General features: G+C 46.3%; 9 protein-coding genes and 1 pseudogene. All 10 read right to left on the reverse strand.

The genetic code is table 11. The annotated features are described in order from the left end of the window. Positions 1–922 (reverse strand): annotated as a pseudogene (locus C5471_RS19195) (filamentous hemagglutinin N-terminal domain-containing protein); the annotation flags it as partial. A 361-nt stretch (positions 923–1,283) separates the two neighbouring features. Next, on the reverse strand, positions 1,284–2,453 hold the full coding sequence (locus tag C5471_RS19200) for an RNA-guided endonuclease InsQ/TnpB family protein (RefSeq protein WP_133815198.1): 1,170 nt from the start codon (positions 2,451–2,453) through the stop codon (positions 1,284–1,286). Positions 2,454–2,615: 162 nt separating this feature from the next. Beyond that, positions 2,616–7,748, reverse strand: coding sequence for a type I polyketide synthase (locus C5471_RS19205; protein WP_166296271.1), 5,133 nt, complete (start codon positions 7,746–7,748; stop codon positions 2,616–2,618). 124 nt (positions 7,749–7,872) lie between these two features. Next, positions 7,873–9,192 (reverse strand): collagen-like protein, encoded by a 1,320-nt coding sequence (locus C5471_RS19210; protein ID WP_133815200.1) that lies wholly within the window; start codon positions 9,190–9,192, stop codon positions 7,873–7,875. A 210-nt stretch (positions 9,193–9,402) separates the two neighbouring features. After that, entirely contained in the window at positions 9,403–11,892 is a 2,490-nt protein-coding gene (locus tag C5471_RS19215; protein WP_133815201.1) for a pentapeptide repeat-containing protein, read from the reverse strand. 4 nt (positions 11,893–11,896) lie between these two features. Further along, positions 11,897–12,556 carry a hypothetical protein gene (locus C5471_RS24905; protein WP_166296273.1) on the reverse strand — a complete coding sequence of 220 codons (660 nt, stop codon included), beginning with the start codon at positions 12,554–12,556 and terminating at the stop codon, positions 11,897–11,899. 15 nt (positions 12,557–12,571) lie between these two features. Continuing rightward, positions 12,572–13,831, reverse strand: a complete 1,260-nt coding sequence (locus tag C5471_RS19225; RefSeq protein WP_133815202.1) for a hypothetical protein — start codon at positions 13,829–13,831, stop codon at positions 12,572–12,574. Continuing rightward, positions 13,824–18,272 (reverse strand): C-type lectin-like domain-containing protein, encoded by a 4,449-nt coding sequence (locus C5471_RS19230; RefSeq protein WP_133815203.1) that lies wholly within the window; start codon positions 18,270–18,272, stop codon positions 13,824–13,826. Before C5471_RS19230 ends, C5471_RS19225 begins: the two co-directional genes overlap by 8 nt. Before the next feature lie 789 nt (positions 18,273–19,061). Continuing rightward, complete coding sequence (locus C5471_RS19235; RefSeq protein ID WP_133815204.1) at positions 19,062–20,309, reverse strand: hypothetical protein; 1,248 nt, start codon at positions 20,307–20,309, stop codon at positions 19,062–19,064. Positions 20,310–20,705: 396 nt separating this feature from the next. After that, entirely contained in the window at positions 20,706–22,238 is a 1,533-nt protein-coding gene (locus C5471_RS19240) for an MFS transporter (protein WP_133815205.1), read from the reverse strand. Positions 22,239–22,258: the final 20 nt, after the last annotated feature.

Consider the following 22,258-nt stretch of genomic DNA (forward strand, 5'->3'; position numbering starts at 1 on the left):
TGGGAGCAATATTAGTTTCTTTGCCGATAATATTTAAGTCGGTTTTAGCGTTGATATTGCCTAATTCAATTTTGCCATTAGCGTTTAAGGTGATATCACGCCGGTCGCTGGTTAACTCTTTCAAATTAACCCCAACGCCATCTTCAGTAGCCACCAGCCGGATTTTATTGGCATACATGCCGCCCAGCGCTTTGGTATCAATGGCTAATTGCGGTTTAGCGCCTTCTCCGGCGAGAGAGTTGACTGTGCCGTCTTTTAAGCTGATGCGGTTGGCCCCTTGCGTCAGTGACAAGGTGTTGGCCTGAATCTTGCCATTTAATTCCGTCGCCCGGCTGATGATATCGACATAATCCGTCGCTTTGCCATCCAGCCCTTTGCCGCCAATGGTGATCTGGCCTTGTTTAACTTCTAGCGCTTCCAGCGCACCCTGTTTGTCAAACTGGGGTTTACCGGTGGTCAGGGTGGCACTGGCAGTATTGATAAAACCACAGCCGTCACAGGTAATGCCGTTGGGGTTAGCAATCATCACATTGGCTTTATTGCCGACAATTTCCAGCTGACCTTGCAGCTCAGAGCGCCCGTTGCCGGTGACTTCATTGATAATCAGTTCCGCCGCTTTGCCCTTTAGGTTCGGGTTGGCGTTAAGTTGCCCGGCCAGTTGTGATTGGGCTGCCTGAGTGGCGTTATTGAGTACGGCACCTTGAGTGGCAACGTTAAACTATTGATAGGTGTTATGGGATATCCCGGCGTCATTTGGTGTGGCGATATTGACAACCGGGATATTACCCTGATTTTGTACCTGTGTTTGGCTGTTATCCGGCGTTATCCCAGCCGCAATAGCCGGATGAAGGGGATAAACGGCGGTCAGATAAATTAGAAGATAACTCGTGGCCCTGACCATCGAGTTGTTGCGTTGCTCCATCGTACTCTCTCTTTGCTTAAGTTAATCTGGCTTTGGTGATAAAACGGGAATCTTTCCATAGAAAATATTGATAATTTGATAGTGTCATAATTAAAATATTCTAATGCGTTATTATTTATCTGTCTGAATGGATAGTACGAAATGTGATCAATATCGAGTTATTTAATTCTGATAATGGGGAATGCGATGTATTAAATGCTAAAAAAAGGCGATAAGGCTGGAGATGTTATATTCTTTTAGCCGTGATAGTCGAAACGCTGAACGTCAACAATCTGAAAGCCCTATCGGGCTTTCAGAAAATGTTTTGGTTAAACAATTGTGACTGCTCCCCGCCGTAAAAAACGGCGAGGCTTCCCACTTCTCAGGCCGCAACCGTCTTTATGACGGATTTACACTGGCCTCCGTGGGCAGAAACGACGAGTCCTGCCGCCTGTAATGCTGTTATGCCCTTGCGCTGGATGTTGAGCGCCGCATTGATATCGCGATCATGTTCGACTCGACAGAAAGGGCATTGCCAGAGCCGCTTATGCAGCGGCATTTCCGGCATTTTGTGACCGCAGCAATGACAGGTTTTCGAACTGGCGAACCACTGATCCAGTTTGACCAGATGGACGCCCGCTGCTGCGGCTTTGTATTCCAGTTTCTTGATGAAACCATGCCAGCCCGCATCCCCGATAGCGCGGGCAATGCGGTGATCCTTCATCATGTTGGCCGATTTTAGTGTCTCAACAATGAGCGCTTGGTTTTCGTCAACCATTGTTCGAGAGAGTTTGTGTTGAAAATCGGCGCGGGCATTAGCTACCCGCTCATGGACTGCCGCCAGACGTAATCGGGCCTTGCCGCGGTTAGCACTGCCCTTTTGTTTGCGGGACAGCGATTTCTGCTTTCGACGCAGGTTACGGGTGGCGTTGATTAGGTGACGCGGGTTATTGACCTTCTCCCCATTCGACTCGATAAGATAGTGGGACAAACCCATATCGCAACCGGTCACGCGGGTGATTACGCCCGGCTTTTCCCGCGCCTCTTTTCCATCGTCACACAGGATAGCGGCGAAATATTTTCCCGTGGCGGTTCGGGACAGCGTAATGCTCTTCACTTCCCCTTCAATTTCTCGGTGTATGCGCGCCTTTATCGGTGACAATTTCGGGAGCTTCACCGCACCCTCCAGCACTTTCACCCCAACACAGTGATAGCTCGATTGCTTGCCCTGTTTGCGTTTGAACGTGGGAAATTGGGCGCGCAACTTCGGATTGAAGAAATTATCAAACGCAGTATGCAGATTGAGCACTGCCTGCTGTAACGCGATAGCGTCATATGCCTTGAGCCAGGCGTACTTGCGGGATTTCTTCGCGACCGCCAGGAGCGGTTTGAGGTCTTTGCGCGGATTTAAACTCACGCCGTGACGTTTGTAAGCCAGCTTTTTAAGGTGCAGCGCCTTGTTGTACGCAAAACGGACCGCGCCGAACTGGCCATTAAGATACTCGGCCTGTTCGGGTGTGGGGTAGAGGCGGACTTTGGTCGCTCTTAACATATTCAGAGCTCATTGATAAAGTGCATTCATTTTAGCCTGTTTTACCGGCAGATATCCATTCAGTCAGGATACGTCGCAGTAGCCCGCCTTAAAGCCCTTTGGGCTTTTCGCCTTATATCCCTGCCCGCACTGGGCAAGGGTTTACGGCGGTTTTTGCTAAGATCATTCCTGCTTCGCAATTAACTTAATTTGCAGTCGATACGTAATCAACGATGCAAGTTCCGACAGCGGTTTATCGCTTAATAGCAATTCCAGCGGAATATCCAAACGTAATTGCTTATTGATCTTTTGTACCACCATCAAACCATTCAAAGAATCAATACCATTGTCGGCCAGCGGTAGATCGGGATGGAAAACTTCGGCTTGCACCCCGATAACCTCACCACAGAAAGCCTGTAGCAGACTGACGACATCATCCGGATTATTTACCTCAAACCCTGTGTTTGCGGGTAAAGCCTGAACCAAACTTTCTTGCTGAATATCACGCAATAGCGCCAGATGGCGCATTGGCCCGGAGAGTAAACTTGACCAATCAGTCAAAAACGGTACCAGTTGTGGCTCAATTCGAGCAAACAAACGATCTAGCGTAGCTAATCCCTCTTCTGGACTGAATGGCTGTAATCCGCTGTTTTCCAGTACCAGGAGCGTACGGCTATCCCGTAGAGCAATTCCCGCTTTCCACGGCCCCCAATTAAGGCTTAACGCGGGTAAACCTTGTTGGCACCGCAGATAGGCCAGACTATCCAGCATGGCGTTAGCCGCTGCATAAGATGCCATACCAGGCAAAGCCAATAATGCCCCCAACGAGGAAAACATCACGAAATGCTCCAGAGGGGCATCGGCCAATACCTGGTGCAATGTCCAGGCGGCTGATGCTTTAGCTGCAAACACCCTATCGAACGCTTGGGTACTCAGTTCACGATACCCCTGATCTTCAACATGTGCGGCACAATGAATCACGCCACGCATCGGCTGACTAGCCTGTTGCCGATACTGGCCCAGACAAATTTTAGTCATTTCCACATCACCGAGATCAATCGGCAGGTAATCAGCCTCGACTCCTTGTTGGTGCAGTGTTTCCAGTAACATCCGCTCATCCGTTTCAAGCGTATGACGACGCCCAACCAACAGTAAATGACGGGCACCATGTTGCACCATCCAGGGAATCAACTGACGCCCCATATCACCAAAGGCACCCGTCAGCAGATAGCAACCATCCGGACGAAAACGCACTGGCGGCAACACGGGTATTTCTGGCAATGGCACAAGGCGCAGGACATAACGCTGATCATGACGCAGAGCCAGTTGATCTTCGCCATCATCGGTTAATAGCACATCCCACCACCGGATTGGTACTGTGGTACTGTCAATATCCAGTAACCCACCCCACAATGCCGTCGCTTCTTGCTGACCAATAACCCGCATCATTCCCCATAATGCCGCCGCAAACGGATCAGGCAGATCTTGTTCTGTTATCTGATGAGCACATTGAGTCATAATCCACAAACGTGGTTTCACTGATCGTTCTGCCAGTGCCGTACACAAATGGATCAAAGAATGATAAGCCATTTGTGGCGCCTGTAATGGCCAAAGGATCAATATCTTTTCAGTCTCAGTGGGAAGTGTATTAACCAGCGCCTGCATTTTCTGATAACTGTCAGGCAGGCCAGAATGGAGTGAGGCATACCCACCGCGTCGTTGCAATTCACCCGCCAATTCTTCCGCCAGCGCAGTTTCACCACCTAGAATAGCCCATTGCGCTAAAGGCTCGGTTGATGGCTGAGGGGGTACTTTGCGCCACAGCGGTTGACCGACCACCAAATTGTGAAGCCCGGGCTGTAAGCTGCTTTTTTTGTTACTGACAAGCTGAACACAAAATCCACTAATTTGGCAAATCAGTCTGCCGCTGTCAGTATACACATCGATATCACCCAGCCACTGTTGTCTCGTCTGCTTAGTAGTACGAGCATGCGCACGAACCCGGCCTGACAATTTGCCATTAATACGCAGATGCTGAATACTCACTGGGATACGGAAATCGCTGGCAGAGATCGGAGCCTTAACATCAGCAGACTGAATTACTAGCAGCGACTGGAAAATGCCATCTAAAGCCGCCGGATGGAAACCCATTCCCTCTGGTGCAGGTGGCAACTCAATCTCACAGATGGTTTCTTCTTCACCGATAAGCGCATGGCACAGAGGACGGAACACCCCGCTGTAGCTGAAATGCAGATGTTGGAATGCCTGATATAATACCGCCTGATCCCGCATGACAGGATAACGGTCATTTGCAACCCATTGAGGAGGCGTACAGGCGGTGGCACCCGGTACAACGATATTCACCTGTGCACTGGCGGCAAGTTGGTACTGTGCATCTTCGTCCAGATTACGGGTAATATAGACCTGTACTTCCATCCGTTGACGATCCAACTGTGTTTTTAGCCTGAATTCCATGCCTGATTCCAGCAGTAAAGCCGACTGCAATCCAACATTATCAAAAGCCAACCCAACACCAGGAAAACAGATACGCGCCGCCGCCAGCATAACTTCGATATAACCGGCAGCCGGAAACATTGCATTCCCCATGACGACATGATCGAGTAACCAAGGCACTTGTTCCACAGCCAGTTCAGCCAGCCAACTCTCGTTACCCGGCTGGGCTTCACCCAATAGCACACCACTCAATGTACGCAGCCGACGACGACGGCTGATCTCTGGTTCATGCCAATAAGATTGCTGATGCCAAGGGTAGGTTGGCAGATCGATTGGACGAGCTGCCGGCATAAGAGCTCGCCAGTCAGGCTCAACACCGGCTTCAAATAATTGGCCCAATAGCTGAGGCCAGTTCTGCCCCGAGCGACAGGCAAACACTTGTCCGCGATAAGGTTTACTCCAATCTTGCAATCCACCACTTAGCAGGGATTGAGGTGAAATTTCAAGAAAATGGTGGAAACCCGCTTTGAGCATATTTTCTACTGCATCGTCAAAACGGAATGGACTGACCACATTGTCAGCCCAATGCTCAGGGCTCAACTTATCATTAATTAACTCACCTGTGACTGATGAAAATACCGGCAACAAGGGTTTTGCCGCAGGAACCGTTGCTGCATCCGCAGCCAACCCTGCCCTGATTGACTCCAAATAGGGGGAATGAGAAGCAATTCTATAATTAAGCCGACTACTGGCGATCCTCTGATGTTTTAAGCGTTCAGAAATGGCGGCCAATTCGCTTACAGGTCCAGACAACAAGCAACGATCGGGGCTATTCCGTCCAGCTATCATCACAGCAGGTTTAGTATCCGGGGCAGATAAATGAGGGAGTATCTGCTCCACCGTAGCGGCTACGATCAACAATCCCCCACCTTTATTCAGCACACGTTGCAGATAATGGTAACGCTGGTGTAAAAGTGTCAGCGCCTGCGTCAGGTCATAAATTCCCGCCAGATAACAAGCCGCCATTTCACCAGAACTATGACCCAGTAATGCCGCTGGTCTGAACCCCCACTTCTGCAACTGCGCAGCCATTGATACCTGAACGGCAAACTGCATTGGCGGCTCTATCAACTCATCGGCAGAGATCAATGCAGCATATAAGGAAGGGGCAGAAAACCCCGTCCAAATTGCTTCACAACGCTTGAACTGCTCAGTAAACTCAGGAAATTGCTGGAACCAAACAACAGAATCTTTCCAAACTTCACTGCCAATGCCAGCAAATATCCAGGCCAAACGATCCACTTTTTTACCATTACGCTGCGACGGTACATTCAGATTAGTTAGCTGTTGTTGCAATTGTTTTCGGTTACTGAATGCGACCCCCTTACGCAACGGAAAGCAGTGGCGAGTAGTCGCCAAGCTATAGCACAGATCATCAAGGGCAATATCTGGCTTTTGTTGCAGTAAATCGGCAATGTTTTGTGCCTGCTGCTTCAAGGAAAATTCAGACTGTGCAGACAACGGCAACATGAAAGCCTGCTCTTGCCTTGCCTGAAATTGTTCGGAAGGCGCAGTATTATTGCTCAACACCACATGGACATTCGTCCCGCCAAAACCAAAGGCATTCACTCCTGCAATGACCCTGCCTTCAGACAACGGCGTTAACTGCCGGGGGATTTGCAAGCCTAATTCCGTAAAATGGATATAGGGATTAGGCGGATCTGCATGTAGATTGCCCGGCACTTGTCCTCGCTGTAAACACAATACTGCTTTAATCAATCCAGCAATACCTGCGGCAGCTTCCGTATGACCAATCACGGATTTACAGGCACCGATCAGTAATGGGCGATCTGTCGGTCTTGGACGGCATACCCGCCCCAGAGCTTCTGCTTCTATCGGATCACCTACCGCCGTTCCAGTACCATGAGCTTCAATATAATCAATCTCTTCTGGAGAAATCCCCGCCTGAATACAAGCTGTACAGATCACCTGTTGCTGTGCGGTACTGCTTGGTTGAGTGATGGTAGAAGTTCGGCCATCCTGATTTGCAGCTGAACCGTGGATCACGGCTAATATAGGATCACCATCCTGCAAAGCTGCGCTCAAGGGTTTTAGTAAAACAGCGCCAATTCCTTCACTACGCACATAACCATCAGCATTAGCTGAAAAACTGTGGCAACGGTTGGTAAGCGATAAAAATCCGGTACGGCTTTCTACTACCGAAAAATCAGGCATCAGCATCAACTGGCTTCCACCCGCCAACGCCAGTTGTGATTCTCCACGACGCAAACTGTCGCAAGCCAGATGTACTGCCAATAAGGACGATGAACAGGCGCTATCGATGGTTAAGGACGGACCCTGAAAATCAAACGCATGGGAGATACGGTTTGACAGCATGGTCCCCATTGCCCCCGTTGAAGTATAACCCGTTGCCCGGCGTAAATCGGTAAATTGCAAGTGCATATAATCATGAGTGAAAGCACCGATATACACACCAACCGCCTGACCTGCCAACGATTTTGGCGGTATCTTTGCGCGTTCCAGTGTTTCCCATGTCACCTGCAACATCAAACGATGTTGTGGATCGATAAAAGGCGCTTCTGTATTACTGATATCAAACACTGCCGCATCAAAGCCGGCCACATCAGCGATAAATCCTCCCTCACGCGCCACCATTCGTCCCGGCAGATTACGATCCCGGGAACTATAAGCCTGCGTTGACCAACGCTCAGGTGGCACTGGGGTAATAACATCACTTGAACCGCACAACAGATGCCAAAATTCCTCTGGGGAGCTAACTCCCCCCGGAAAACGGCAGCCCATGCTGATAATGGCAATCGGCATATTGTTACTTTTCATCATATTGATATCCATAGTGATATTTTTTACTCCGATGAATTGTTTACCAGATTATTGTGTTTACCCCGAAGATCTGAACCCATCGCCCTCATTGATAGTCGTTCAGATCTGTCTGATTGCGGCACCACTAGGAATTAGATTTCCGCTCATGACCGTTGATATATATCTTGCCGCATTCACCGTCATCGCCAAATTCTCCTTTCGAACCATCTGTACCAGTCTTTCCTTGTACACCACCTCTACCGTTGGGCCCTTGTTTATTTGCACAGGCTCCTGAAGAGTTTCCTCTATGGGGATCTCCAGGATACCCGCCAGTTCTGCCAAACCCGCTTTTCCCACCTTCCCCGCCAAGACCACCAAATGACGCAACATCAAGTATTGGATTACCGTCAGAGAAATTAATATATATGTTACCGCTGTCCCCACCTTTCCCCCCATTACCCCCATTACCTCCATCTCCTCCTGGCCCCCCATTTCCTCCACACCCAGGAACACACCACTGGTAATCCCAGGATGTTGTCACCGTACCCCCATTACCCCCACGCCCCCCATGGCCCCCCATACCGCCATGTCCACCATTACCTCCGTTACCACCTTTCGATAGCATCCGTATTAACCCAGTAAGAGATTGAACATTCATAGTCAGGTCATTGACATTTTCACCTGGTGCGCCATTCCCCCCGATTGCTCCGACAGCACCGCAGGTTCCATCAGTACCTGGTGTGCCGTCAAAGTAACAGCCGTTTTTATGACCCACTCCCTCACTACCATTGCTGCCATCAGCCCCAACATTTCCTGGTTCACCCTCAAGACCTTCGGCACCATCATGGCCTCTATTGACAATGTTCTCTTTTGCAGAGCCTTCATTCCCTATGACCTTGTTTGCGTTGATGCTACCGCTAGTGTGGTAAATAATTTGACCTCCCGGTTCAAAGATTATCTGGTCATACACCAAGGCAACCGGCTCACCATAGCCATCTTTATCTTCAACAATCACTGGATTATCTGCGGTAACAGTAATACTTTCGCCACTGTATAGCGCAATCTTCATCGGGAAGCGTTTAGCATTAAGCATTTCTTCATAATCTTTGACCAAAGCAGAATCACTATAGATATAGGCCCGAAAAGCTTTGCACAAATCAATATGATTACCCGTAACATTTGCCAGCCGTTCAGCAGAAAACGGTTCGGGCAACGGATGGTGGGGTTCCATTTTGCCAGGGCCATATTCACTGTCAGGTATACCGCCGAGCTCTTTCAGCTCTTGTATGGTTTGTACCGTAAAAAATGCCGGGGGCACAGTCGCTGTCTTCGGATCGTTAGAAAAGATTACCTTGCCGTCAAAATCTGAGGTTTTCAGTTGCTTTGGCTGCCGTTCTATGCCAACCAGATGATGATACTGATGTAATATTGCTAAAGTTTCGGCAACAGTTCTTATTTTATCCACGGGAATTCTCCTGAGTCTAAGTTTATACGTTTAAGATAACTTCATAGATCAGTTGTCCATTTGGTCAAGTTCAAAAGTATCTACTGCTACCACTAACAGCATCCCATACCGATAATGGTAATTGGCCGATTGTCGCTTTTCATCATATTGATATCCATAGTGATATTCTTTACTCCAGTTAGCCGTTTACCAGATTATTGTGCTTACTCATTAACACCATTCGGTTGGGCTGGGAATGCATTTCGGCGGATGAGGTGGCAATCCTGGTGTCATCAATGACTGATAGCTGATACCACTATTCAGTAACTGATAACGCAAACCACTTGGACAAGTGGTGGCATCATTCATCGCCTGAGTGATATCGATCGTTACCCCAAAAGCGATGTTGACCGGCTGTAATGTATTATCAGCCGCAGTACGGATAACACGTAATGGCGATCCACCGCAGATTTGCAGATGGTTATTACCGATTTCACTTACCCGAATCACAGTAAAGTTACAGTACCCCCGATAACTCAAATCGGTATCCGGCGGCTGATTGGATATGACCCAATACTGATCATTTTGTTTATCAATGATTTTGGCACCAGACAGCAGACTATAGCCATTATCGGTAAATACCTGACGCAATTCCTTTGAGATCACGCCATTATCTAATGAACTCATCAGCTCAAGCGCCGTACTGAATAAAGGCACACCTGTCAGCTTTTTGCCTGCTTCCTCAAACGGTAAAGCCACTGCGCCATTAGTCAGATTAGCCCCGGTCAATTTAGCTTCAGTGAAAATAGTGCCTTGAATTGAAGCAAAGGCCAGAGATGCCGGTTTAAGACCTTGGGTGGGTTCCAGCATCGCCTTGCTAAAGTTAGTTCCTACCAGATTGGCATAGGATAAATTCGCCCCATATAACCGCGCCTGAGTGAAATTCATGGTAGCTAAGTTAGCATTCGACAAGTTGACTTGTTCCAGATTGGCGTTGTCGGCTCTGGCATTACTGCCGTACCAATGAGCGCCAGACATATCAACCGCATAGAGATTAGCGCCAGTCAGAATGGCATTAGGCATAAATGTATTGGCAAGAATTGCTGCATTACCGCCATTATCTTGTGCAACGTTTAATTGCCCATCCTGATAGTGAATAAATAACGGTTTACCATCATGCTCAACCAGCCAGTTCTGGCCCGGATGACGAACCAACACCTCTGCCTGACCGTTAATCAGCACTTTTCCCTGATACAGTATTTGACGTAATTGTTCAGGCAATTGCTGATTATCCAATGACTGAGCCTCTGTTTCATCCAGATATGCCACGGTGGACAAAGCGCCAAATTGAGCGCCAGTTAAATTAACATTCTCCAGACTCGCATTAGACAGATTCGCTCCAACTAAAGAGACATTACCCTGAACAGTGGCACCGGCCAGATTAGCACCGACCAGAACTGCGCCATTAAGTGACGTAGAATCCAGATTGACCTTCTTCATCGACGCCATCAGGAATATGACGTTATCTAACGTCTGCTCCTTCAGATTGACTCCATCCATTTGTGCCTGAGTAAAATCAGTTTTGGCGGTAATCTTGGCGTCAACCAAATCCATTCCTGTCAGTACCGTCGCTAATAAGGTACTGTCGCTGAGGTTAAGTTGACTATAACCGGTAGTTAACGATAATCGGGCGTTGGTCAGATTAGCACCACTGAAATTAACATGATTGATATCCGCACCGGTAAAATCAGTACCGACTAACGTGGCTTGGCTAAAATCAGTCGCCTGCAAGGTGGTATTTTGCAAATTTACCAACGTCATGATCGCCTCGGTAAAATTGCAAGAAGTCAAACTCGCGCTGTTTAGATCAACATTAACCAAATTCGCTTGAGATAAATCAGCATCATTCATTATCACCGAGGATAATAAAGCACCAGAGAAATCCGCCCCCGGTGCTTTTAGAGCACTCAAAATTGGCTGCCCGCCGTTATTCACACAGCCACGGAAAACAGCACCAGGTACTTCAGCGCTGGGCATATTAGTGTTATCACCGAAGATACACCTTTCAAAAAGCGTATTTTTACCATGAATTTTTGTCAGATCGGTATTGCTTAGATCACAACCACTAAAGTTACAATACTCAACATTGACATCATATAGTTGAGCGTCGCTCAGTGTCGCATCATGCAAGTCAGCATTAGATAAATCGGCACCCTTTATCAACATATCATCCAGATTTTCTTCAGCAAGATAAACAAAACGCAAATCTGAATCCAACGCGGCTCCCCTATCCTGCAAGGTAGCTAAATCTTCCGTCACTATGGTACGGATAAATTCAGCAGTCTGGGGCGGATTACCGCTCACCGGCAACCAAACCAGTTCAGATTGTTGCGCCGCCAGATAGCTGTCTCCGCTGTTACTGATGCGGCGTAAGAGAAACTTAGCTCCCATAGTTTCCAATTTGATCTCTGCAATAACCGCGCTATCGCGCGGTTGATTAGCCTGAGGAGTATTACCATTTGCTGACAGATATTGACCATTACCCGCCTGTAACCAAAGGCCGGTAATACCCTCCTTATCACCATAGGCATTAAGCATCTGATTGATTGCTCCAGATTGCCCAGTTGATAAGTTCAACGTACCATTCGGCTGAACAGTAATCAGTTGGCCGGAAGTCGCTGCAAATTGCCATTTACCAGCAAAAGATCTGGATTGGCTCATGTCATTATCCTCTCGGCTGCCTTATAGAAACTTTCCCACCCTTCCCTGCCCGACCACCGGTAGCGCTACTACCTCCAATACCATTCTGTCCGTCAGATGCATATAAACCGTCACCCCCTATACCTCCGCGCCCACCTAATCCACCAATACCACCTGACTGTCCATTCCCGCCATTCCCTCCACTAGAGGTAGCTTTTACCGGTTGTGTTGAGGTTAAGTTAGACTGGTAATAGCTGACCCATACATTGCCGCCATTGCCGCCATTACCGCCGAAACCACCATTACTACCATTGCCGCCATCACCGCCATTACCCCCTGGCGCCCCTGACGATAACGAACGACCACGCCCACCATTGCCGCCATCACCGCCATTGCCGCCATCTCCAGCCGTGCCGCCATCTCCACCATTACCGCCCTTGTTACTAATATTAACTACACTCTGCACATTAAAACGATTACAACGCAAAGCAAACCACCAACCTGAACCATTTTGACCATTTTGCCCATCTTGGCCATCTTGCCCATTGCCACCGCGGCTACCGGCAGTAGGTTGTTTGCGACGTGAGCCATCCTGACCGTTAGCACCTGGCTGACCATGAGTTCCGTTAGCACCATCAACCCCTTTGACTCCGTCAGTACCCAGAATTTGAATATCTATGACCATAACTGCTCCTTACTGTTATTGTTTTTTGCCATTGATAAATATTTCGCCAACAGAGCCTGCCAGGCCCGCTGATCCGGTACCACCCGATTTGCCATTTTGACCTGTATTACCACTAGGGGAGCCACTACCACTACTACCGCCAGTTCCACCAGAACCCGCGTAACCACTATTACCACCGTTTCCACCGAGTGCCTTGGCATTAATGGTGGGGTTACCATTCTTGTAAGTCACATAAATTTTACCGCCGTCACCACCTTTCCCACCATTACCCGCTTTACCGCCATCTCCACCATTACCGCCATTCCCTCCTTTACCCGCTCCGCAGTGGCTGGTAGATCCGCCGCCATTCCCTCCGTTACCGCCATTTCCCCCTTTTCCACCATTGCCGCCGTTCCCCCCCTTGCCTCCTTGTGTCAGCATATTGATTACACCATTGAGAGAAGTCGCGTTAATAGTAATGTCATTTGCCGTGTGACCGCCCGCACCATCGCCGCCATCGGCGCCACTGGTGCCATTTACACCACTCGTCCCTGCCGTAGCTGGCCTTGCACAAGAACTTTTATTATCTTCACCAGCCGAACCATTACTGCCGTTACCTCCACTTCTTCCATCGCTCCCATCACCGCCATTTCCCCCGTCGCCTCCCTGATTGACGATATCCTGTGACTGGTCATCACGAGGGGTAGTTGGGGCGTTAACGATGATTTCGTCTGCATTAAGCGTTCCATTGGTGAGATAAATAATCTGCCCACCAGGTTCAATTATTACCTTACCGTAATTCACCGTAACAGCTTCTCCGTGGCTATTGGGATCTCCGACATATAATGGGTGATCAGCAGTAACAACGATATCTTCACCACTGTATAACGCGACTTTCATCGGAAAACGTTTAGCGTTCAGAATATCCTCATAATCTTTGACTAAAGGAGAATAACCATAGATATAAGCACGGAAAGCTTTACAGATATCAGCATGGTTACCGGTGACGTTCGCCAACCGTTCAGCAGAATAGGGTTCAGGTAGCGGATGATTCGGCTCCATGCCGCCAGGCCCATACTCGCTGTCAGGTACTCCCCCTAGTTCCTTCATCTCTTGTATAGTTTGTACAGTAAAAAACGCGGGTGGCACGGTAGCTGTTTTCGGATCATTGGAAAATATCACCGGCCCATCAAAGTCCGAAGTGTTCAATTGCTTTGGCTGCCGCTCAGTACCGGTCAAATGATAATGTTCACGTAATTCAGCCAAAGTTTCGTCAACAGTTTTCATTTTATTCATGGGTATTCTCCTGAGTTTGGGTATAAGTTTGTACATTTAGAATTACATTAGCGTCACATATCAGTTGCCCACCCTGTTCAATCATCAGAGTATCCACCGCTACCACGATAGGCTGTGAATTTGGGCTGTTAATTTCCAAAGTCTCACCATTAGCAATCACCAGTTCTCCAATCGCAAAAACATCAATGGTTGCCGGAAAAGATATTGGAGCCTCAACAGGGGGAATGCCAGAAAGGGTCAACAGCTCCGATGCTGACGACACTTCTGCCGTATAAGAAGGAGCCAGAGATTGTGGGTCGTCAGGCCGTAAAGAGCCTTGCAACGAAGATGGAATAACGACTTTCTCCGTTACATCGCTCTCCGAGAGACCTAATAATTGCAAGACCGCTTTAAATCCCGAACTATAACTTTTTAATAACATATTTTTCTCCGAGAAACTGTAGACAGAAATAATCTGCAAATTATCGCTATTTACTGTGCATATGACCGGGTAACGGGTATTAACATCTGTAATGATGAAATAACCATTGTTATTGATAGTTTCGATAGTTGCCTGATGACTAAGAGGGTGTTTGTTCTCAGCAAAAACTTCACGGATTTTGTCCATATCGTGTTGCTGGAATATCGGTAATTGATCGATACCCAAATCAAATATCGGTGTGGTTGGCGTCCATTGGCTGATTTGTGGCTGGGTACGTTGATTTTCCCCCAGGAACTTGCCGTAATTCATCGCTACTAGGGTACGGAATGAATCTATCGCCAAATGCGCAGCAACAATATGCTGACGTTTAGTCGGATCAGGAATTAATGTCGGATCAGGGACAGTCACCAGGAATTTACCGTTAGGCTCATAAATATCGAGGATATAATCTGTTGGATCACGCCCTTCATTACGGTATGACAGAATATAAATATATCCCTTAGATTCAACCGCAACATCCAGATAAGTTATTCCCTCTGGCTTATTCAGTGGCATATAGGCCAAATAATCAGCCACTGTAATTTCAGCAGGATCCGTTGCATTAAGGGTTAACAGCCAGGAACGGGCACCAGCAAGATCATCAATCTGCCATTTGACACCTTGACCGATAGCAATGACTTGTACATTACTCAAATCGTTATATACGGATACTGTTTGTCCCTGAGCGGTCAACGTGTAAGTCGCGGGTTTCTGCGGGTCATATACCAACCAGCTCTGTCCTTGCTGTATCACGTCAACCGTTGTGCTGCCAACTGGGTCAATATTACCGTCTACGGTCTGGTTATAACTTAGATAGATCCCATCTTGCGCAAAGGTGGCAATAATCTGCTCATCCAGTACGCCAGTATTGAGTGAATGTATAAAGCTCGGATCACTGTTACTAAACAGGAATGTCAGCCCTTGTTCACGGAATGCTTGTTGTAATGCTGGAGAGAACACCTGAGCATCCAGTGTTGTCTGATACTCAGCAGTAGCCAGTTTAAACAGTGTTGCCCCTGGAAAACTTGGAAATGGGTTGCCTTTAGTATCGAACGCCTGAACACGGGTATTGATTGTTTCCAGTAATAAGATGCGACCATCTGGCGTGACAGTCAGTGCAATTGGTCCATGCATGAGCCCTTGTCGAATTCCTTCACCAGAAACAATCTGGGCCGCAGGTGCCTGAGCATCCGGGTAACCCTGATCACCCAGCGGCAGAATCTGCATCTTGCTGTATTGCCAACTGACCGCAATGACATAACCACTCGGATGAACCACCATTGCATCCAGATGAGGAATAGTGAAAGTTCCCCAAGACAGCAGGTTATCTGTCAAACTAAAATCATGTCTGCCGTCACGCAGATCCACTCGACGTAAGTGATATTCACCGAATCGAGAATCAATAATAAAGTTATAAGGCGTGATAGTTTTATCGTCCGGCCCTTTGCCAAAACTGTTATAACTGATCAGGGGTTGTACTTTGAAACCCACCTCGGATAATTTCAGACGCTCATTCAGCGTGTCGTTGCTCAGAATGGAAATGTTTTGCAGCACATACATTTGACCGCTATTGGATGGACTAGATGGATCTTCCAATGGAATATTCTGACCAGAAGCCTGATAGCAATAACCAACCTGATAATCTGAATCCAGAATTGTCATATTGACCAGCTTGCAGATGTTATTACCTACATTGCTACAATTGGCAGAAGACTGGGTTTCCAACGGTACGCTGCCTTCAATCCACTGATATTCTTTTTTATCGCTATCGTAAGACAACTGTTCCCAATATTCGTATTGAGTCACCTGAGTCAGAGGCACTAACATCTCTTTTATATTGCCACTGACGCGCATAATGCCTTCATTGGGGTCGTCTGGTTGCGCATTTAGCAGCTCACTGGTGTAGCTCCCCGCTAACCAGCCAGTAGCTGAATAGACATTAGCCTTGATTTTGAGTGTTCCACCCCAGCCAACCGAATTGAAATTAAAAGATAGCGGTGTACTGGAACCCGTCGCGGGTAATGGAATAGTCTGGGTATAGTAGGTGCCGTTGGTATATTCAACCGTTACCTGGCACTGTACGGCCACTGGCGGCCAGATGGCGGTTTCTGGACGGCCCACTTCACCATGAGCAGGATCAGGATGCAGAGTAAAAGTCAGCGTCATCTGACGCTTGATATCCACTTCCAATGTGGCGGGCGAGGAAAGTAATTCACCCGTGGTTACAGCGATCTGTGCCACATCCAGCGCAATCGCAGCTAACCGGAACGCCCAACCAACCACCGGAACCGCCTGCGCGGCCGCACTGGCTGCCACCTGGGCTGTAACATAAGTCGCTAACGCTTCCATCCCTTTTTTCGCCAAAATACCAATGGCAATACTGGCTAAACTGGTAAGCACTTTTTTAGTATTGAATAACGCTGAACCGACAGCGGCACCACCACCAATCAATGGGAAAGCAATACCTGCCAGTATGGCAACGTTATCCTTATTAGAAATAAAATCTTTATACCACTGGCTGTTAGTGACCATGGCCCCTGCTAACATCATCAGGGCCGGAATACCGTATTGGAACATACCGGTCAAAATCACACCCGGCCAGACAATCGGGTTCTCCCAGCGGGAAGTTCCCAAACCACCAAACAAGAATTTAGCTGCCTGGGCTTCAGCCGGCCAGGGCAAGCCAAATTTAGTGGGATCCGTGGGCATCGGGATCCCCATGATCGTATTGACATTAGCCAACACACCAAGGGCTTTTTGTGATGACGTTTCGAATAATTCCGCCAACTCTTTAGGGAAATAAAACGGCCAATCACCATCAACCGTTGGATTATCGATCGGCTGTTCCATCTTAGTATCTTTAAAGAACTGAATATAAACACCAAGTTGACGTAAATATTTGTTCTTAAAGTCAATGGAAAAATAATTTTGCCCGGGATCGTAACGGATGCTGTCGGCATAGACATCCATTCCGTGATTGGGAGTACGGTTAGTGGCGGTCCAAATTTGGCTGGTATCTCGCTTAACAGCTAATGCTGAAGTTTGATCTTTGAACTCGGTAATATCGATAGACGCACTCTGGCTGACACTCCAGTTATGATTTTGCAGTCGATCATCATTATGCGAAGTTTTCAGTGCATTAGATGCCGGCGAGCCTGAATAATTCTCCGTTTCATCCGATAGGTTATATTGCATCACCGGATCACCTTCGGCGAAAATCACCTGTCCATCTTGACCGACCCAGTCAAACTCGTAGAACATTTCGCTGCCATCAGGGGCAACTAATTGACCATAAGTGGCAAAGCCATCGGTTTCCGTTGCTGGCCCTTGACTTGATATCGATATAGCCAGTTCATAAACCCGGTTATATTGCAACGGATCTATTGCTTCCGGTGGGGCAATATGTCCATTCATGACAATTGATGCCGAATAGGCCTGACTGTTAGCCAATTCCGGATGGGAAAACACAATAGAGCAGGCAACATCCCATGGCGTTTTCATTTCATTAGCTGCAACCAACAGATCACTGCAATGAATAGAATTTCGCGCTAAATGTTGACTATTAACCCCAAAAGCACTGAGTTTGCCGGGTAAAGCCATACCCACATTATTTACTGCGAGTTTTTCTATATGACGTTTAGCATAACGACGTAAATGAGCATTAGGGACATGGTAAGAAATATGGTAGAGAACCGGCAATGAGGAACGATAAGGTCCGGATTTATCACCAACCACTTTAATCAGAGTAACGTGATGAGGTAAAAAATAGTGCTCAGGTACCTCAGCAAAATGGCTAATATTGTGCGAGCCATAACGTAAAACCATATCCAGAGCTGAATTCCCGGCAGCTGACTTAGCTAAACTTGATTCATCATGTTCTTGTAACGGTATATTATGTTCGCCAACCCAAAGGCTTAACTGGTTGGATTGGCTACGCAAATGGCCTTGAGCTAAATCAAAATGTAGAATATGTGTTTTCATTTGAATTTTATCTCTCTAAATGATTATTTTTGTTATAACAATAAACACTCAATAACCGTATAAATAATTCGGTGGGAAACGCTGAATAAATAATTTCCATGGGAATTAATATATCCCCCTACAAACTTAATTTTTAACCAAAAACACCTAGAATTGAGTAGAAAAATATTTATCTACTTTACGGAAAACAATTGAATATGGCATTTAAATCCCGCAATTAATAATATTAATGTGATTTTCAGTTTTTTTCATTAACTAAAGAAGGTATTTGTGTGACACATAACTGATTTTTAATGATAGCCAATTAGAATTTTTAATTTCAGAACTCTATTATTAGCAAATAAAAACAAAGGGGCAGTAATAAGATATAATGACATTTTGCAATAATTGCAATAAGATGAAAAATACAGGCGTTGTTTAATCATGAAATTATAAAAACCAACTTTCAATAATAAAATCCAATTCTTAAATAAATTAATCTCATAAATGAATTTTTAAATGGCATATCAGAATATCATTCTATTACTAATCATAAATCACTCTATTTACAATATTTTCTAAATACTTTTAAAATATCGTCAATAATACTGTGAAATGAAATATTATCTTAGCGGCATTTAATACATAAAAAAACGGGTCAGACGCAATACCAGCGCAATAATCATCATAACAAAGTACAACTATTGTTCACTTGAGTGCCGATTATAAGCTGTGAGACATTGATCATTACCCGCCTGCAATCACAGGCGAGCAATATCCCTAATTCTGCTATAAAAGTATCTCGTATTATTACTGCTTTTTACCGTTAATATAGACAGAACCCACGGCACCAATTGCTCCGACCATTCCATTTTTACCCGATACCCCATTTGGGCCAGTGCTACCACTGGGAGAACCACTACCACCATAACCGCCAATGCCTCTAGAACCAGCATAACCTTTAGCGCCACCATAACCGCTTACGGACTTAGCGCTAATGGTTGGAGTGCCACTAGTATAGTTAAAATAGATATTACCCCCATTTCCTCCTTTACCGCCATTTCCCCCATCGCCTCCATTTCCTCCACGCCCCCCATTTCCCCCCCTTCCAGCACTACAATAATTAGTAGAGTGTCCCCCATTACCGCCATTTCCTCCTATTCCGCCATCACCTCCATCACCCCCATTACCCCCTATCGTTGCTAAGTTCACTGAGCCGGTAATGTGATTAACGTTAAGATTAATATCGTATGCATTGCTACCATTTCCACCATTGCTTCCGACACCACCATCTATACCGTTAGAGCCGTTAGTACCTGCTGTTGCTCCCGTTGCACAGGAATTTTTATTATCCTGTCCCGCGTTACCATTACTGCCACTCTTCCCATCATATCCATTATTCCCATTACCGCCATTACTCCCATTACCTCCCTGATTAATGATATTGTATGGCTTGTCATCTGAATCTGAAATACCAACCTTTATTATTATATTCGTTTGAACAGTACCATTAGTGCGATAAATAATTTGTCCACCAGGCTCAATAGTTATCTGCTCATAAACCAATACAACAGGTTCACCGTGACCATCTTGACTTTGAACGATCAATGGATTATTTGCAGCAACAGTAATACTATCACCACTGTATAGCGCCACTTTCATCGGAAAACGTTTAGCATTAATAATGTCTTCATAATCTTTGACCAAAGCAGAATTACCATAAATATAGGCACGAAAAGCTTTGCACAAATCAATATGATTACTCGGGACATTTGCCAGCCGTTCGGCAGAAAACGGTTCAGGTAATGGATGATGTGGTTCCATTTTTCCACGACCATAATTGCTGTCAGGTACCCCGCCTAACTTTTTCAGTTCTTGTATAGTCTGTACGGTAAAAAACGCAGGTGGAACAGTGGCTATTTTCGGATCGTCGGAAAATATGACCGATCCGTCAAAATCCGCAGTCTTCAATTGTTTTGGTTGCCGCTCTATACCCACCAGACAATAATGTTCACGCAATTCAGCCAAAGTTTCAGCAACAATCATTACTTTATTCATAATAAATTTCCTAAATATAAATTTGTCGTTTTATAATCATCCTTCCGTTATATAACTCCACGCGATATTTTACTCTCATAAAACCCCTTTAAATCCAGAGTATTAATCATTCAATGATATATTTATCTCCGTTTAGAGAAAAGGCCTGTAGGCAAAGATAATTTATTTCCTATCGTTGTTCATAATGTGTATTTTCACTCTGATTTTATCTTCTTGCGTCATTGTTTTATTAATTATTTTAATTTTATTAAATTAAATATTCCCAGCACATAAAAATAAGACAATCAATTATTTATATTTATATTTATATTTATATTTATATTTTTAATTAAATTAAAACCAAATATCATCAGCATAACGCGGTGCAGCCATTACCAACGGCTGCACATAAGATTATCAATACTCAAGCACTTGTTGTTTCTGTGGCGCTTTCAGTAAACGCCAGGCGATCAATACCACGACGCCGGTCAATACCGCTGTCATCCAGCTCATCATATGAATAGCGCTGGTGAAGGATCCTGCTGCCGCAGTCATCAATTGTTGCCCTTCCGCCTCGGCTAATGAGTTCGCTACAACGTAAGCACCAGCCAGAGTTTCTAATGCCAACCCAGTCTGTTCGTGAGAGATCCCATCCGGCAATTGCAAAGTGACACGATAGAAAGCGGTCACCAATCCACCGATAATTGTCGTGCCAAGTACAACACCCACTTCATAAGCGGTTTCGCTTATTGACGATGCCGCCCCAGCTTTAGATGACGGCACTGACGAAAGCACCAGATCGTTAGACACCGACGCAATTGCACCTACACCAACATTTAATAATGCGAACGCAACCACCAGCGTGGTCAAATCGCTGCCGAAACTGGCTACCAAAAGAAATGCAATACCTGCAAAAGCAAGCAGCATTGGTACAAGGTAATAAGCCGGTATCCGTTGAGCAACAGGCACTATCGCCATGCCAATGATAATCGCCATTATTTGTCCGGGAACCAGCGCTAAACTGGCCGAAATCGGCTTCATACCCAATACGATTTGCAAGACCTGAGTGGCAAAAAAGACAAAGCCAACCAGCAAGGCTAGACTCAATAAGTTGACCATAATCGAACCAGTGAACATACCATTACGGAACAGTGAGAGATCCATTAACGGCACAGGCAGACGCCGCTGCCGACGAACAAACAACACACCAGCAACCAAACCAATAGACAATTCCACTATTACACTTATTTCAAACCCATCACTGGCAAGGTGTTTAATCGCGTAAACAATCCCAACCATGGCGATGATCGATAATACAACGCTATACACATCGATAATGCCATCCTGTTTTTTATCGGACTCTGGCAATAACATCGGTCCGAAGATCAACAATGGCACTAATACCGGTACTGCCAATAGAAAAATGGAATTCCAGTCAAAGAATTGCAGCAGAACACCACCAATGACAGGCCCCAACGCCGAACCGACAGTTAATGTTGTCGCCCAGATAGCAACAGCTAACCGACGCTGTTCACGATCCTCAAAAAGAGTGCTGATAAGAGCCAAAGTTGAAGGCATCAACATCGCACCGAAAAACCCAAGTACGGCTCGCCCTCCAATTAATTGTCCGGGTGACGTTGACAGTGCGGTTAACACCGAAATAACCGTGAATCCCAAAGATCCAAATAACAGTAATGAACGATGACCGACACGATCACCAATACTCCCCATTGATACCAGCAAACCCGCCAACACCAGTGAATAAGCATCAATTACCCATAATTGCTGACTTGCACTGGGGCCCAGAGCTTCAGCAATTTTGGGTAAAGCAAAGCTTAAGATCGTATTGTCCACCGTCACCAACAATACCGGCAACATCAATATCAGTAATCCCAGCCAATTTCTGAGTCCTGCCCGCCCATTAGCCTCAGCAACTCTATTTAATGACATCCCCTCAACTCCTTTCCTAT

The organism is Photorhabdus tasmaniensis (assembly GCF_011189505.1).
Classification (GTDB): Bacteria; Pseudomonadota; Gammaproteobacteria; order Enterobacterales; family Enterobacteriaceae; genus Photorhabdus; species Photorhabdus tasmaniensis.